This is a genomic window from Streptomyces sp. TRM70350 (genome assembly GCF_019219825.1).
Classification (GTDB): domain Bacteria; phylum Actinomycetota; class Actinomycetes; order Streptomycetales; family Streptomycetaceae; genus Streptomyces.
The window spans coordinates 158,049-172,206 of the sequence record NZ_JAHUXH010000002.1; the positions used below are offsets into that span (position 1 = coordinate 158,049).

Below are 14,158 nucleotides of genomic sequence, written 5' to 3' on the forward strand. Positions count from 1 at the left end.
TTCCACGCCTCTGTAAGGGAGCCTCTGTCATGCCTCGCTCACTCGACGGCCTCGTGCTCGCCCCTGTCGCCGACCAGGCGCCGGGTCAGGTGGGGACGCGCACCCGGTTCACGTACCACGAGCAGGACGGCGAGGTCTGGGCCGAGTACGCGGGTGGGGACGTCGTCCGCGGGTACCTGGTGGGCACCCGCGAGGGCGACCGGCTGGACTTCCGCTACGTGCAGCTGAAGCAGGACGGGACGACGTCCTCGGGGCACTGTGTGTCGACGGTCGTGGAGCTGCCGGACGGGCGGGTGCGGCTGGCGGAGAGCTGGGAGTGGGAGTCGCAGGCGGGCAGCGGGACGAGTGTGGTCGAGCAGGTCGGGTAGCGATGTGGAGCAGGTCACCGACCCCGCCCCCTGACTGACAATCTGTCAGTTGTCTATGGTGATCAGGTGAGCGAGCAGAGAAGGGCACAGGCGCGGCGCGTGGTCGTCGTGGGCGCGGGCATGGCCGGGGTGCAGACGGCCGTCGCCCTGCGGGAACAGGGCTTCACGGGCACCGTGACGCTGATCGGCGCCGAGCCCCACCGGCCGTACGACCGGCCGCCGCTGTCCAAGGCCGTCCTGCTCGGGAAGGCCGAGGGCTCCGCCTTCGACGTCGACTTCGAGGCGCTCGGCATCGACCTCCACCTCGGGCGTGAGGTGACCGGTGTCCGCATCGGTGACCACGAGCTGGACACCGAGGCCGGGCCGGTGCCGTACGACGTGCTGGTCCTCGCCACCGGCGCCGAACCCATCACCCTGCCGGGCGCGGAGGGCGTCCCCGGCGTGCATCTGCTGCGCACCCTCGACGACGCCGAACGGCTGCGGCCGGTGCTCGCCCGGCAGCACCACATCGTGGTCGTCGGCGCGGGCTGGATCGGCGCCGAGTTCGCCACGGCCGCCCGGGAGGCGGGCTGCGCGGTGACCGTCGTGGAGGCCGCGGACCGCCCGCTCGCCGGGGCGCTGCCCGCCGAGGTGGCCGCGCCGATGGCCGCCTGGTACGCCGACAGCGGGGCCGTCCTGCGCACCCACGCGCGCGTGCGGCGTGTCGAGCCGGGCGCGGTCGTCCTGGACGACGGCTCGCGGGTGCCCGCCGGCGCCGTCGTGGTCGGCATCGGTGCCCGGCCCGCCACGCGCTGGCTCACCGGCTGCGGCATCGAGCTCGGCGCGCACGGCGAGGTCGTGGCCGACGACCACCTGCGCACCTCGGCGCCGGACGTCTACGCGGTCGGCGACTGCGCGTCCTTCCCTTCCCGCAGGTACGGCGAGCGGCTGATGGTGCACCACTGGGACAACGCCCTGCAGGGCCCCCGTACGGTCGCGGCGAACATCATCGGCGAGGCACCGGCGGTCTACGACCCGGTGCCGTACTTCTGGTCCGAGCAGTTCGGGCGGTTCGTCCAGTACGCCGGGCACCACGCGTCCGCCGACGCCACCGTGTGGCGCGGTGACCCGGCCGGGCCCGCCTGGTCGGTGTGCTGGCTCCGCGGGGGCCGGCTGGTCGCGCTGCTGGCCGTGGGCCGCCCGCGGGACCTGGCGCAGGGGCGGCGGCTGATCGAGGCCGGGACCGTGATGGACGCGGAGCTGCTGGCCGACCCGGCGCGCCCACTGAAGGCGGCCACGGCGTAGCGCGTTCTCGCAGGTGGGTGGGGTTGTTGGGCGGGGCTGACTTCCGACTGTCAGTGGGGGATGGCAGGCTTGTTCCCGTGACCGAGATTGACGCAAAGATCGATGCTCTCGTCCCCGCCTGGCTCACCCTCCCCGACATCGCCGAAAAGCTCGGCGTCGAGGTGACGCGTGTGCGGCAGCTGGTCAAGGAGGGCCAGCTCATCGCCGTCCGCCGCGGTGAGAACCGCGCGCTGCACGTCCCCGCCGCCTTCATCGACGGAGACAAGGTCGTCAAGGGCCTGTCCGGGACCCTGACGCTCCTGCGGGACGACGGCTTCACGGACGAAGAGATGCTGGAGTGGCTCTTCACCCCCGACCCGACCCTGCCCGGAACGCCCGCGCAGGCGCTGAGCGAGAATCGCGGCACGGAGGTGAAGCGGCGGGCCCAGGCGCTCGCCGTCTGATCCCAGCCCGACCGGAGCAACCGTCCGGCGTACGGGCCGTGGCCGGCCAGGGCCTGTCCCCTGGGCGCATGCCTGCCCCACGGGCGCAGGCATGATCCAGACGACAGGCCCGGGCCACGGCCCCCGGGCCGACCTCGCCCGGCGCGGCCCGTACGCCACCGACAGTGACACCCAGAGATACCGATCCACGGGGGGACCCACGTATGCCCGACACCGCCGCCACCGCTCGCGCCCGGCTCGCCGACGCCCGGGTGTACCTGTGCACGGACGCCCGTAAGCGCCAGGGCGACCTGCCCGAGTTCCTGGACGCGGTCCTGACCGGCGGGGTCGACATCGTGCAACTGCGCGACAAGGACATGGAGGCCGCCGAGGAGCTGGAGTACCTCAAGGTCTTCGCCGACGCCTGCGCCCGGCACGGCAGGCTGCTCGCCGTCAACGACCGCGCGGACGTCGCGCACGCCGCCGGCGCCGATGTGCTCCACCTCGGCCAGGGCGACCTCCCGGTCCCGGCGGCCCGCGCGATCCTCGGCGACGACATCCTCATAGGGCGCTCCACACACGCGGAGTCCGAGGCCGAGGCGGCGGCCCTCCAGGAGGGCGTGGACTACTTCTGCACCGGCCCCTGCTGGCCGACGCCCACCAAGCCCGGCCGCCACGCCCCCGGCCTCGGCCTGGTCCGGCACACGGCCGCGCTGGGCACCGCCCGCCCCTGGTTCGCCATCGGCGGCATCGACCTCGGCAACCTCGACGAGGTCCTGGAGGCGGGCGCCCGCCGGGTGGTCGTCGTCCGCGCGATCACCGAGGCGGACGACCCGGGCGCGGCGGCGGCGGAGTTCGCGAAGCGGCTGCGAGGCGTGTGAGGCGAGGTCGGCGGGCGGGACGCCGGGCGTTGTCCAAGGGATGGACAACAAGCCGACAATTCGGGCAAATTTCCGACGTCCGGTTGGGGGACCGGCAGCCCCTGGCTAACCTGCCCGTATGGCCATCGGAACCGCATCCACCAGGACTGATCGCGCACGCACCGTGCGCGACATGCTCGCCACCGGCAAGACGACGTACTCGTTCGAGTTCTACGCGCCGAAGACCGCCAAGGGCGAGCGCAGCCTGTGGAACGCGCTGCGCAGGGTCGAGGCGGTGGCCCCCGACTTCGTCTCCGTGACCTACGGCGCCGGCGGTTCCACGCGCGCGAGCACGGTCAAGGAGACGCAGCAGATCGTCGCCGACACCACGCTCACGCCGGTCGCCCACCTCACCGCCGTCGACCACTCGATCAGCGAGCTGCGCAATGTGATCGGCCAGTTCGCCGACGCCGGGATCCGCAACATGCTCGCCGTGCGTGGCGACCCGCCCGGCGATCCCATGGGCGAGTGGGTGCCGCACCCCAAGGGCCTGACCTACGCCGCCGAGCTCGTCCGGCTCATCAAGGAGTCGGGCGACTTCTGTGTCGGCGTCGCGGCCTTCCCGGAGATGCACCCGCGCTCTGTCGACTGGGACACGGACGTCGAGCACTTCGTCGACAAGTGCCGGGCCGGCGCCGACTACGCGATCACACAGATGTTCTTCCAGCCGGAGTCCTATCTTCGACTGCGTGACCGAGTCGCCGCCGCGGGCTGCGAGACGCCGGTCATCCCGGAGGTCATGCCCGTGACCAGCGTCCGGATGCTGGAGCGGCTGCCGCAGCTCAGCAATGCTCACATTCCGTCCACCTTGAAAGAGCGGATCCTCACAGCGAAAGACAATCCGTCCGCTGTACGCTCCATTGGGATCGAGTTCGCCACGGAGTTCTGCGCACGGCTGCTGGCGGAGGGAGTGCCGGGTCTGCACTTCATCACGCTCAACAACTCCACGGCGACCCTGGAAATCTACGAGAACCTGGGCCTGCACCACCCACCGCAGGCCTAGACCGGTCGCACGCTCATACGACACACTGCGTAGCGGCCACTGGGAGAGGGGCGTACATGGGCTGGACGGTCCTCTACATCGCGTTCGGCATTGTCGCGCTGTGGCTGCTCGGTGAGGTTCTGCTGCAGTACAAGGCACGGCTTCGCTGGCGGCTGCTGGCGTTCGTCGGCTTCCTCGGTGTCGTCGTCGGTGTACTGATCCCGTCCGTCATCGTGATCGGAGTGGGCGCGGCCGCCTTCGCGGTCGGGCAGACATACGTCACGCTGTCGTTCCGCCGCGGCTTCGCCGCCGGCTGGGCGGTCACCGGCCGTCCGAGTCTGGGCGGCAGCAAGCGCCGCCGCGGTGAGCCGGACCGCCAGGACCCGACCCTGGAGGTCTCCGACCTCGAAGCGGCCGACGACGGCGACAGCGACGCCACGTACGAGCAGGGCGGCGCCGCCCACGACCAGGACGACTACGACCGCGACGACGTCTTCACCCCCGCCCGCCCCGTCGCCCCCTCGGCCGCCGAGACCACCGCGGTGTACGAGCCGCAGCCCATGCCCGACGACACCGGCTCGTACGGCGTGTACGGCGACACCGGCGCCTACGCCACCCAGGGCCAGGCACAGGACCAGTACGCGACGGCCGCCCAGACCGCCGACCAGAGCTACGCCTACGACGGCTACTCCGCCTACGGCCAGCAACAGTACGGCTACGACACCACCGGTCAGCAGCAGTACGCCGCCTACTCCGACCCGTACATCGGCACCCAGACCTACAGCGGTGGGTCGTACGGCACCGACTACGAGCAGTACGGCCAGCAGGGCTACGGCCAGGACCAGTACGCCACGGGTGCCGCCGGTGCCACCGGCGGCTACGGCGGCGAGACCCCGGCCGGGGGTGTGTGGGTGCCGCAGCAGCGCAACGCCGACGATCCCTACGGTGCCGAGCTGCCGCCGGAGCAGTCGTATCCCTATCAGGGGGACGGGCAGGCGCAGCAGGAGAACGGGTACGACGAGCGGTACCGGTTCTGAGCGCCGTTCTCATGGAGAGCCGGTGCCGGTTCTCATTGAGAGCCAGCGTCGGTTGTCACTGCGAGCCAGTGCCGGTTTTCACTGCGAGCCGCGGAAGTCCGGGCCCTCCACGATCAGCCCCGCGACCAGTGCGCCCGACATGCCCGCGTGCGGGAGACCGCCGCCCGGGTGGGACCAGCCGCCGACGGTGAACAGGCCGGGCAGAGTCGTGTTGTTGGACGGGTGCAGCAGCCTGCCCTCGGCCGCCGCCAGTGCCGGTGCGGGGACGGCTCCGCCCTCCGCGCCGGTCGCCTCGGTGATGTCCGCCGGGGTGTGCAGCTCGTGCCAGAGGAGGCGGGCGCGGAGGTCGGGTATCGCGCGTTCGGCGGCGGTGAGCATGGCTTCGGCGGTGGGGGTCCCCCCGCTCAAGCCCCTTCGGGCGTGGGAGAGGGCGGAGGTCTCCGAGGCGGTCGGGGCCGGGACGGTCGTCGTGAGGGTGACCGCCTCGTGGCCGGCGTCCGGGACCAGGCGCGGGTCGCCGGGGCGCAGGACGGTGACCGTGGGGTGCGGGGCCGTCACCGTGCCGCTCTCGGTGCCGAAGAGCGACTCCAACTCGCCGTCCCGGTCTCCGGTGTGCACCACCGTCCGGTGCGGTGTCCCCTCCGGGCGGGGGCCGCGCAGCGCCAGCAGCACCGTCAGGCGGCTGGGCAGCCCGCGCTGGGGCGGGACCTCGCCGGTGGCCCGCGGCGGCGGGTCCGGCAGCGCGCCGGGCGCGACACCGGCGACCACGAACTCCGCCTCCGCCACCGTGCCGTCGGCGAGTTCCACGCCCGCCGCGCGGCCGTCCTTGTCCAGCACCCGGGTGACCTCGGCGCCGAAGGCGAACTCGACCCGGCGGGCGAGGCAACGCTCGTACACCGCGCGGGCCAGCTCACGGATGCCGCCGCGCACGTACCAGGTGCCGAAGGCGTGCTCCATGTACGGCAGCACGGCCGCGCTCGCCGGGGCGACGCGCGGGTCCAGGCCGTGGGCCAGCGCGTGGCTCTCCAGCAGGGCCGTCAACCGGGGGTCGCGCAGCTCCCAGGCGCCGACCTCGGCGAGCGTGCCGGCCCGGCGGGTGCGCAGCAGCCGCTTGTGCGGGACGGCGGGGTAGGGCTCGCGCTCGGCCAGCACCTGCCAGTCGGGCCACAGCGGCTCCTCCAGGAGCGGGCGCCGCGTCCGGTCCCAGGCCTCACGGGCCCGCACCAGGAAGTCGCCCCAGCGGGCGCCCGCACCCGAGCCCAGCGCGTCGTCGAGGGCGGTGACCACGCCCGCGCGTGAGGCGTTCGGCAGGGACACCGCGGTGCCGTCCGCGAACAGGTGCCGGGCCGACGGATCGACCTGCGTCAGCTCGACGCACGCCTCCAGCGGCTCCTTGCCGGTCTTGAGGAACAGGTCCCGCCAGACCGCGGGCAACGGCAGCACGCCGGGGCCGGTGTCGAAGGCGAACCCGTCCCGCTCCAGCCGCCGCACCGCCCCGCCGTACGTCTCCGTACGCTCGTACACCGTCACCCGGTGGCCCGCCACGGCCAGCCGCGCGGCAGCCGCCATGGCGCCCATCCCAGCGCCGATCACCGCAATCCGTGCCATGCCTGCGACTTTATCGGCCGCCACTGACAGTCCGTGGCCGGGCCTGTGACCAGCGGCGTCGGGGGCGGGGTGCTGCCCGGTCCGGCAGCCGGGGAGGTGCGCAGGGTGTGGGCCGCGCCCGGGTGGGAACGGTCAGGGTCGGCCCTGCAGCCGTCGACAGCCCGGCACGGTGCCCCCGTAGCGCCGGGCCGAGGTCTGGCCGACGGCGCGGGCGGCCTTCGGTGGCAGGTGGCATCGCCGGGGGAGGGGCTGCCCTGGGCGGGCGCGGGCGGGCGATCGCTGGGCTGCGATGCGGCCCGGCGCCCGCCGCACCTCAGCCCGGCGGCGACGACCCTGCCCGCCCCGCCAGTCGCCGTTCCTCCCGGCGTTGCGCCCTGCGGCGCAAGAAGCGGCGGATGCGGGAGGCGAGGAAGTACAGGGCGGCCAGGCCGATGACCAGCAGGGTCGCCGCGATGATCGCCGCTGCCTCCGGGTGGAAGATCGCGAACGTCACCAGTCCCCCGACGCCCAGATCCTCGGCCACGCTGATGATCACGTTGCCGAAGGGCTCCGGCGACGAGTTGACCGCCATCCGCGTCCCCGCCTTGACCGCATGGCCGGCCGGCGCCGTGGAACCCCCGATCGCGCCCGCCGCCAGATCGGAGAGCGAACCGCTCTGCCCGGCGAGCAGCGCCCCGACCCACGCGCCGGCGGCGGGCCGGATCACCGTGTGGACGGAGTCCCACACGGAGTCGACGTACGGGATCTTGTCGGCGACCGCCTCGCACAGGAACAGCACGCCCGCCGCGATGAGCACCTCGGGGCGTTGCAGCGCCTCCGGGACCTCGTCGCTCAGTCCCGTCGCACCGAAGAAGCCGAGCAGCAGCACCACGGCGTACGCGTTGACGCCGCTGGCCCAGCCGCTGGTGAAGACGAGGGGGAGTACGGACACGGACGTGATCGTGACCAGGGCGCGGCGGCGCGTCCTGGGGGTGAGCGCGCAGGCCTGAGTATGCGTACCTAGGCAGGGAGATGAGTACGCGCGCGGATGGGTCCCGACCTGCGCGAACGAGAGAGTGGAGGCACGGAAAGGGGCCCCGCGCCGGCACCGCCGACACGGGGCGGCGGAACGGCGCGGCCCTGGACCGCTCCTTCCGCCGATTCAGGTCGGCGGGAGCGAGGCACGGGGGATCCCGGGGGAGGGACGACCGAACGGGGGCCCAACGGGGGAAACCGGGGGAGCGGGGGGATCGCGGGGGAGTACGGGGGAACGGGGGAGCACAAGGGAGCGCCGGTCCGGCGTGGCCCGCGGGGGACGCGGCCACCATCCGGACCGGCGCTTTCCGTTTCCCGAGGGGGTCACCCAGGCGTCTCGGCCGCCTCGCCCGAACCGTACGGAACCCGCACGGAACCGCACTCACGGCCGCCCACTCACCCGCCCCTGCAACAACCGCGACAACGCCGCGTGCACGTCGTCCAGCGAGCGCTCCGGCTGAAACGCCTGCCAGTCCAGCGCGGCCACCAGCACCATGCCGACCAGCGCCGCCGCCGTCAGCGGCACATCGATCTCCTCGCTGAACTCACCGTTGTCGATCCCCGCCCGCAGCACGTCCTCGACGACCGCCACCGCCTCCTGCCGGACCACCAGCAGCGTGGACTGCCAGGCCCGGTTGGTGCGCCACAGCTCGGCCACGTACAGCTGCGTGAAGGCCGGGTAGCGGTCGATGAAGACGAGCCCGGCCCGGATCATCGTGTCCAGCGCGGCCACCTTGGTGCCGCCGTCCTTCGCCGTCCGCTCCGCCGCCTCCCTGAGGGAGGCGGTGAGGAGGCCCACGCCGTGGCGCAGCAGCTCCTCGAAGAGGACGGACTTGCTGGCGAAGTTGTAGTACACCGTGCCCTTGGCGACCCCGGCCCGCTCGGCGATCTCGTCCACCGTGGTGGCGGAGAAGCCCTGCTCCGCGATGAGCGTGACGGCCGCCTCATAGAGCTTCTGCCGGGTCGCCTCGCGGCGCGTGCTCGCCCCCGACGTGGCGCTGCTGCTTTCCATGGCCCTGATTGTCACAGGAACGGCACCACCGGAGGGCACGCGCGTCGACCTCACAGACTCAGTTCCGGATGCAGCCGGTCCAGCGTCCACACCTGACGGCGGCGGGCCGACAACGCGGTCAGCGCCAGGGCACCCACGGTGAACGCGCCGAGCACCACGCACGCGTGCCACACGGGACCGAGGCCACCACCCGTGATGAGCCTCCTGAGCGCCTCCACGATGTAGCTCATCGGCAGGTACGGGTGCAGCGCGTTGAAGAAGCCCGGACTGGTCTGCACGGGGTACGTGCCGCCCGCGGACGTCAGTTGCAGCATCAGCAGCGCGAGCACCAGGATCCGGCCCGCTGCGCCGAAGCGCGCGTTCAGCCACTGGACGATCGCCGCGAAGCACGCCGTCACCAGGAACAGGAAGCCCACCGTCCCGGCCGCCCGCGCCATCTCCAGACCGACCGCCCAGTGCAGCACCGACATCAGGGCCACCGTCTGGAGCACGCCGATCGCCAGCACCGGCAGCCAGCCCGCCAGCGCGATCCGCCAGGGGGACGCACCGGCGGCCAGCGCCCGCCGGTTCATCGGCGGGATCAGCATGTACGCCACCATCGCGCCCACCCACAGGGACAGCGGGATGAAGTACGGGGCGAAACCGGTGCCGTAATTGGGCGCCTGGTGCAGGGACTTGGACGCCAGCTGGACGGGGTCCGCCATGACCTCCGTACGCGCGTCGCGCTCCCGCTTGTCGTAGTCGGGGATCTGCTCGGCGCCGTCGTGGAGCCCGTCCCTGAGCTTCATGGAGCCGTCGACGAGCTTGTACATGCCCCCACTGAGGTCGTCCGCGCCCGTCTTGAGCTCACCGACGCCCTCGTCGAGGTCCACCGCGCCCGTCCGGGCGGTGCCCAGCCCCGAGTGCAGTGCCTTGGCGCCCTCGGCGACCTTCCCGGCACCCTCGTTCAGCTTGTTGATCTTCGCGACGGCCTCGTCGAGGTCCTCCGAGAGGTGCGGCGCGTCCCGCGCGAGGGCCCGGGCCTGCTCCTCAAGGGTGGCGAGATGGCCGTCGAGCTTGTCCAGGTCGCCGTCGTAGTTGCTGAGCACCGTGTTGAGATCGTCCGCGATCGTGGCCACGTCGGCGGCCGAGTCCCTGGCCTTCTCCAGGTCGGAGCAGGCCGCGTCGGACAGTACGGGGGTCTCGCAGCGCCTCTTGTGGATGTCGGTCAGCGCGTCGGAGGCCAGGTGGGCTCCCTTGGCGGCGGCCGGGGCCCGCTTCACCAGCGTGTCGAGGTTGTCGCGGATCGCTGCCGAGGAGTCGGCGACCAGCTGTGCCGTGTCACCGATGGTCTTCTCGTTGTCCTCAAGGAAGGGCCCCAGCTTGTCCGCGATGCCGTTGACCTGGTCGGCGAGCGCCTGCGTACCCTCCGCGACCCGCGCCGAACCGTCCTGCAGATCACCCGCCCCCTTGGTGAGCTTCGTCAGCCCCGAGGACAGGTTCCCGCTGCCGTCCTTGGCGTCCTTCAGCCCGTCGGCGAGGTCCTTGGAGCCCTTCTCGGCCGTACCGATGCCGCTCTTGAGCTTGTCGGCCCCGTCGGCCGCCTTCACCGTCTCGCCGTGGATGTCGGAGAACGAGATGAAGATCCGGTCCAGGAACGACCGCGACGCCTTGGTTGACGCCGCCGTGCGCACCTCGCTGAACACCGTCCGCGAGATCTGCCCGACGATGTAGTTGTTCGCGTCGTTCGTACGGACCTGAAGCGCGCCCGTCTCGGGGGAGTCGCCAGAGCTGGAGGCGATGCGCTCGCTGAAGTCCGCCGGCATGGTCAGCGACAGGTAGTACGTGCCGTCCTCGACCCCCGCGCGCGCCTCCTCGGCGCTCACCTCGTGCCAGTCGAAGACCTCACTGTCCCGCAGCCCCGCCACGATGTCGTCGCCCGCGTCGATCCTCTTCCCGTCGGCACGCGCGCCCTTGTCGTCGTTCACCAGCGCCACGGGGAGCCGGTCGAGGCGGCCGTACGGGTCCCAGAAGGACCACAGGTACAGCGCGCCGTACAGCAGCGGCAGCAGCAGCAGCGCCACCAGGGCGGCCCGGGGCAGCTTGCCCCGCCCGAACCGCCGCAGCTCAAGCGCGGCCAGCCTCGGCGAACGCATCCGCCGCCTCCTTCACATCGTCACGGGCCGCCTGACCGCCCCGGTCGTGGGGTACGTCGTCGCCCTCAAGGCCTTCGTGTACGTCGTCCTCGGCGCCGTCGCCGCCGGGCTCGGGGTCGTCGGGTGCGTCGCTGTTCGCCCGTTCGGTGGACACCGCCACCGCGTCCCCGGGAGCCTCGCTGCACACCGCCACCACCGTCGTCCCGGCCTCGGTGAGCGACCTCAGCAGCGCCCAGACCTCGGCCCGCTCGGCGCCGGAGAGCTTGAGGTCGGTGTCGTCGACCCCGAGCAGCCGCGGACGCCCGACGAGCGCCAGCGCGATGGACAGCCGCAGCGCCTCGACGCGCTCCAGGTCGCGTACGGCCGTCCGCGAGCCCTTGGGCAGGGCCTCCCGGTCGAGCCCGGCGGCGGTCAGGGCGGCGTCGATCCGCAGCCGCGCCTCCTTCGCGCGCTCGGCGCGCGGTCGCAGCAGCTCCCGCAGCGAGACGCCGAACCGCCGCTCCAGCAGCGCCCGTTCGCGCACGTGTTCCCCGACGGTCAGGGCCGGGTCGAGGTCGGTGACACCGGGGACGTGGGCGAGCGCGCTGACCCGCCGCAGGGCCGCCATCTGCCGCGGCAGCCGGGCGTCGCCGACCACTGCCGCCCCCTCCGTCGCCTTCATCCGGCCGGTGAGCGCGAGCAGCAGGCTCGTACGGCCCGAACCGGACGGGCCCTCGATCGCGATCAGCGAGCCGGGCTCCGCGGCGAAGGAGATGCCGCGGAAGGCCCAGCCCCGGGGCCCCTCGAGCCCGAAGTCGCGGGCGGTGACGGCGAGTCCCGCCACGGTTCCCCCCACAGTGCCCCCAGGTGTTTTTGAACCGAACTATTTGAACTGACTGGTCAGTGCAAAAACTAACCCGAACTTCCGATCGAAGCAAAAGCGCAGGTCAGAACGGATTGTCAGTGCCATACCTCACGATGGGCACATACGGCACCCCGTGTGAGGGCGTGCCGTCACACAGACGACAGGAGGTTCGTCATGGCCAACTCGTCCGCAGCCGCCGCCCGTCGGCGCCGCGCCACCGGCCCTGCCCCCTCACTGACCGGCCCGGTGAGCGACGTGCACCCCGTGCTCCGCCGGGCCACGGCCCCGCCCGCCGCCCTCGACCTGCTCGCCCAGGCCCGCGCCGGGCTCGACGAGGCAGCAGTCCACGAAACGCCGAACGAGCGCTACGCCACCGCCCACCTCGCCGCCCTGCGCACCGCCGCCGCCGTCCTGGCCGCGCGGGGCCGCCCGGAATCCAACCCCCGGCGCCGGGCCCGGATCCGCAGCGCCTGGGAAGTGCTCCCCGAAATCGCGCCCGAGCTCACCGAGTGGAGCGCCCTGTTCGCCTCGGGGGCCCGGCGCCGCGCCCGGGCCGAGGCGGGCATCCAGGGCGCGGCCAGCCGCCGGGACGCCGACGACCTGATACGCGACGTGGCGATGTTCATCCGCCTCGTCGAGCGGATGCTGGTGCTCCAGCCGGTCCTCCCACAGCCCCGCCCGGACGCGGACGAGGCAGAGGACCGCGGCCCCGGTACGGACCGCGACCGCGAGATGCCCGACGCGGGCTGACCCCCGGGGCGCACCTGGCGCCGGAACACTCATGGTGAGGAGGGATACGCAGTCACCGCGGTGACCGGCGGCCGCGCCGGAGGCAATAGGGTGGAGGGCGCCTGAAGCCTTCCTCCCGTACCCCGGGCCGGGGAGGCAGCCCGTTCGCTCCGCCCCGCACCAGGGCGGTGCCGCGCCGAGGAGTCAACTGCCGTGTCGGACCCGTCGCGCCCCCGCGCCGCTCTCCGTACCGCCGTGGTGTGGGAGGTCCTTCAGGACGCCCTGGACCGCCGGGTCAAGGCCACGGGCCGGGAGTCGCTGGACGTCCTCGACACCGGAGGCGGCAGCGGCAAGTTCGCCGTGCCCGTCGCCGGCCTGGGCCACCGGGTCACCGTCGTCGATCCCAGCCCGAACGCGCTCTTCGCCCTGGAGCGCCGCGCCGCCGAGGCCGGAGTCGCCGACCGGGTGAAGGGTGTGCAGGGTGACGCCCACGGCCTGTTCGACGTGGTCGAGCGCGGCGGCTACGACGCGGTGCTGTGCCACGGTGTCCTGGAGTACGTGGACGACCCCGCCGAGGGCGTTCGCAACGCGGTGGCCGCCCTGCGTCCCGAGGGGGTCCTCAGCCTGCTCGCCGCCGGGCTGGGCGGCGCCGTGCTCGCACGTGCCCTCGCGGGCCACTTCAAGGAGGCCAAGCAGGCCCTCGACGACCCGAACGGCCGCTGGGGCTCGGGTGACCCGATGCCGCGCCGCTTCACCGCCGAGCAGCTCACCGACCTGGCCGAGGGCGCCGGCCTCGCCGTCACCGCCGTGCACGGCGTCCGGGTCTTCGCCGATCTCGTGCCCGGCGTACTGGTGGACACCGAGCCCGGCGCCATGGACGCCCTGCTCAAGCTGGAGGCCGCGGCGGCCGAGCTGCCCGCGTTCCACGCGGTGGCCACGCAGCTTCATGTGCTCGGCGAGATGCGAGCGTCGGCCGAGGCCTGAGCGACTGCTGTGGCGCGCCGCTGATCAGCGCGTTGGTTCCGGATGGAGTACGCCACAGGCCCCCCGATCGGGCCCTTCCCACCGTATGATCGAGGGAGACCGCCCGGCATGACGGGTCGGCTGCCGGGGAATGTGAACCTCAGCGGGCCGGTCCGGCCATGGCGGGTTCCGGTTGGCCAATTGGCGCAGAGGGGCGGGTTTCACGGGGGCGATTCCCTGCCTATCCTGAAGAGACCCCCCGGGTCGCCCCGGCGACTGCACGATGAGGAGGACTCCGTGCCGCTCTCAGAGCACGAGCAGCGCATGCTCGAGCAGATGGAGCGAGCGCTGTACGCCGAAGATCCCAAGTTCGCGACAGCGCTTGAGGGAAGCGGGCTGCGTACGTACACCCGGCGACGGGTCTACCAGGCGGTCGCGGGCTTCCTCGTAGGTATCGCGCTCCTCATGGCCGGAATGGTCGCCAAGCAGGTCTGGCTCAGCGTGGTGGGCTTCCTGGTCATGCTGGGCTGCGCGGTACTCGCCGTGACCGGTTGGCGCAAGGCCCCCAAACCGGGTGAGCAGCCCGCCGCGGGTGCTCCCCACGCCGGCCGTCAGGAACGTCAGAGGCGCTCGATGATGGACCGCATCGAAGAGCGCTGGCAGCGACGCCGCGACGAGCAACAGGGCCACTGATTCCCACCCACAGCTCCCACCGACGTACGTGAGGGGTCACCGCCCGCCGGGCGGTGACCCCTCACGCATGCCGTGAGCAGGTCGGGGCGTACGTCGTCAGAACGGAGCGGGGGGCCGGTGCCAGGGCACCGGCCCCCCGCTCCGTCT

General features: G+C 72.8%; 14 protein-coding genes. 9 read left to right on the top strand and 5 right to left on the bottom strand.

What is annotated here, in order from left to right:
* Positions 1 to 29: 29 nt before the first annotated feature.
* From KWI83_RS04110 to KWI83_RS04135, 6 genes are all read left to right on the top strand, one after another.
* Complete coding sequence (locus tag KWI83_RS04110; protein WP_218512871.1) at positions 30 to 368, top strand: hypothetical protein; 339 nt, start codon at positions 30 to 32, stop codon at positions 366 to 368.
* A gap of 120 nt (positions 369 to 488) precedes the next feature.
* Positions 489 to 1,652 carry an NAD(P)/FAD-dependent oxidoreductase gene (locus KWI83_RS04115; protein ID WP_256361804.1) on the top strand — a complete coding sequence of 388 codons (1,164 nt, stop codon included), beginning with the start codon at positions 489 to 491 and terminating at the stop codon, positions 1,650 to 1,652.
* A gap of 77 nt (positions 1,653 to 1,729) precedes the next feature.
* Complete coding sequence (locus KWI83_RS04120; protein WP_141308424.1) at positions 1,730 to 2,095, top strand: Rv2175c family DNA-binding protein; 366 nt, start codon at positions 1,730 to 1,732, stop codon at positions 2,093 to 2,095.
* A gap of 203 nt (positions 2,096 to 2,298) precedes the next feature.
* Positions 2,299 to 2,955 (top strand): thiamine phosphate synthase, encoded by a 657-nt coding sequence (gene thiE, locus KWI83_RS04125; RefSeq protein WP_218512872.1) that lies wholly within the window; start codon positions 2,299 to 2,301, stop codon positions 2,953 to 2,955.
* Positions 2,956 to 3,073: 118 nt separating this feature from the next.
* Positions 3,074 to 3,997, top strand: a complete 924-nt coding sequence (gene metF / locus KWI83_RS04130) for a methylenetetrahydrofolate reductase [NAD(P)H] (RefSeq protein ID WP_218512873.1) — start codon at positions 3,074 to 3,076, stop codon at positions 3,995 to 3,997.
* A gap of 56 nt (positions 3,998 to 4,053) precedes the next feature.
* Positions 4,054 to 5,013: a hypothetical protein gene (locus tag KWI83_RS04135; protein WP_218512874.1), complete on the top strand. Its 960-nt coding sequence runs from the start codon at positions 4,054 to 4,056 to the stop codon at positions 5,011 to 5,013.
* A gap of 78 nt (positions 5,014 to 5,091) precedes the next feature.
* Here the strand turns inward: KWI83_RS04135 and KWI83_RS04140 are convergent, their stop codons facing one another.
* The 5 genes from KWI83_RS04140 to KWI83_RS04160 all read right to left on the bottom strand — a co-directional run bounded on the left by KWI83_RS04140 (position 5,092) and on the right by KWI83_RS04160 (position 11,605).
* Positions 5,092 to 6,621, bottom strand: coding sequence for an NAD(P)/FAD-dependent oxidoreductase (locus KWI83_RS04140; protein ID WP_218512875.1), 1,530 nt, complete (start codon positions 6,619 to 6,621; stop codon positions 5,092 to 5,094).
* 313 nt (positions 6,622 to 6,934) lie between these two features.
* The gene (locus tag KWI83_RS04145) at positions 6,935 to 7,552 is read right to left on the bottom strand and encodes a DUF4126 domain-containing protein (RefSeq protein WP_218512876.1); all 618 of its coding nucleotides are present in this window, start codon (positions 7,550 to 7,552) and stop codon (positions 6,935 to 6,937) included.
* Positions 7,553 to 8,017: 465 nt separating this feature from the next.
* On the bottom strand, positions 8,018 to 8,647 hold the full coding sequence (locus KWI83_RS04150; RefSeq protein ID WP_218512877.1) for a TetR/AcrR family transcriptional regulator: 630 nt from the start codon (positions 8,645 to 8,647) through the stop codon (positions 8,018 to 8,020).
* A gap of 50 nt (positions 8,648 to 8,697) precedes the next feature.
* Entirely contained in the window at positions 8,698 to 10,782 is a 2,085-nt protein-coding gene (locus KWI83_RS04155; RefSeq protein ID WP_218512878.1) for a YhgE/Pip family protein, read from the bottom strand.
* Positions 10,754 to 11,605, bottom strand: coding sequence for an ATP-binding cassette domain-containing protein (locus KWI83_RS04160; protein ID WP_218512879.1), 852 nt, complete (start codon positions 11,603 to 11,605; stop codon positions 10,754 to 10,756). Before KWI83_RS04160 ends, KWI83_RS04155 begins: the two co-directional genes overlap by 29 nt.
* 195 nt (positions 11,606 to 11,800) lie before the next feature.
* On the opposite strand from KWI83_RS04160, the gene KWI83_RS04165 reads away from it, so the two are divergent.
* From KWI83_RS04165 to KWI83_RS04175, 3 genes are all read left to right on the top strand, one after another.
* Entirely contained in the window at positions 11,801 to 12,376 is a 576-nt protein-coding gene (locus KWI83_RS04165) for an SAV_6107 family HEPN domain-containing protein (protein ID WP_218512880.1), read from the top strand.
* A gap of 192 nt (positions 12,377 to 12,568) precedes the next feature.
* Positions 12,569 to 13,339, top strand: a complete 771-nt coding sequence (locus tag KWI83_RS04170) for a methyltransferase (RefSeq protein WP_218512881.1) — start codon at positions 12,569 to 12,571, stop codon at positions 13,337 to 13,339.
* Positions 13,340 to 13,615: 276 nt separating this feature from the next.
* Positions 13,616 to 14,011, top strand: a complete 396-nt coding sequence (locus KWI83_RS04175; RefSeq protein ID WP_218512882.1) for a DUF3040 domain-containing protein — start codon at positions 13,616 to 13,618, stop codon at positions 14,009 to 14,011.
* Positions 14,012 to 14,158: the final 147 nt, after the last annotated feature.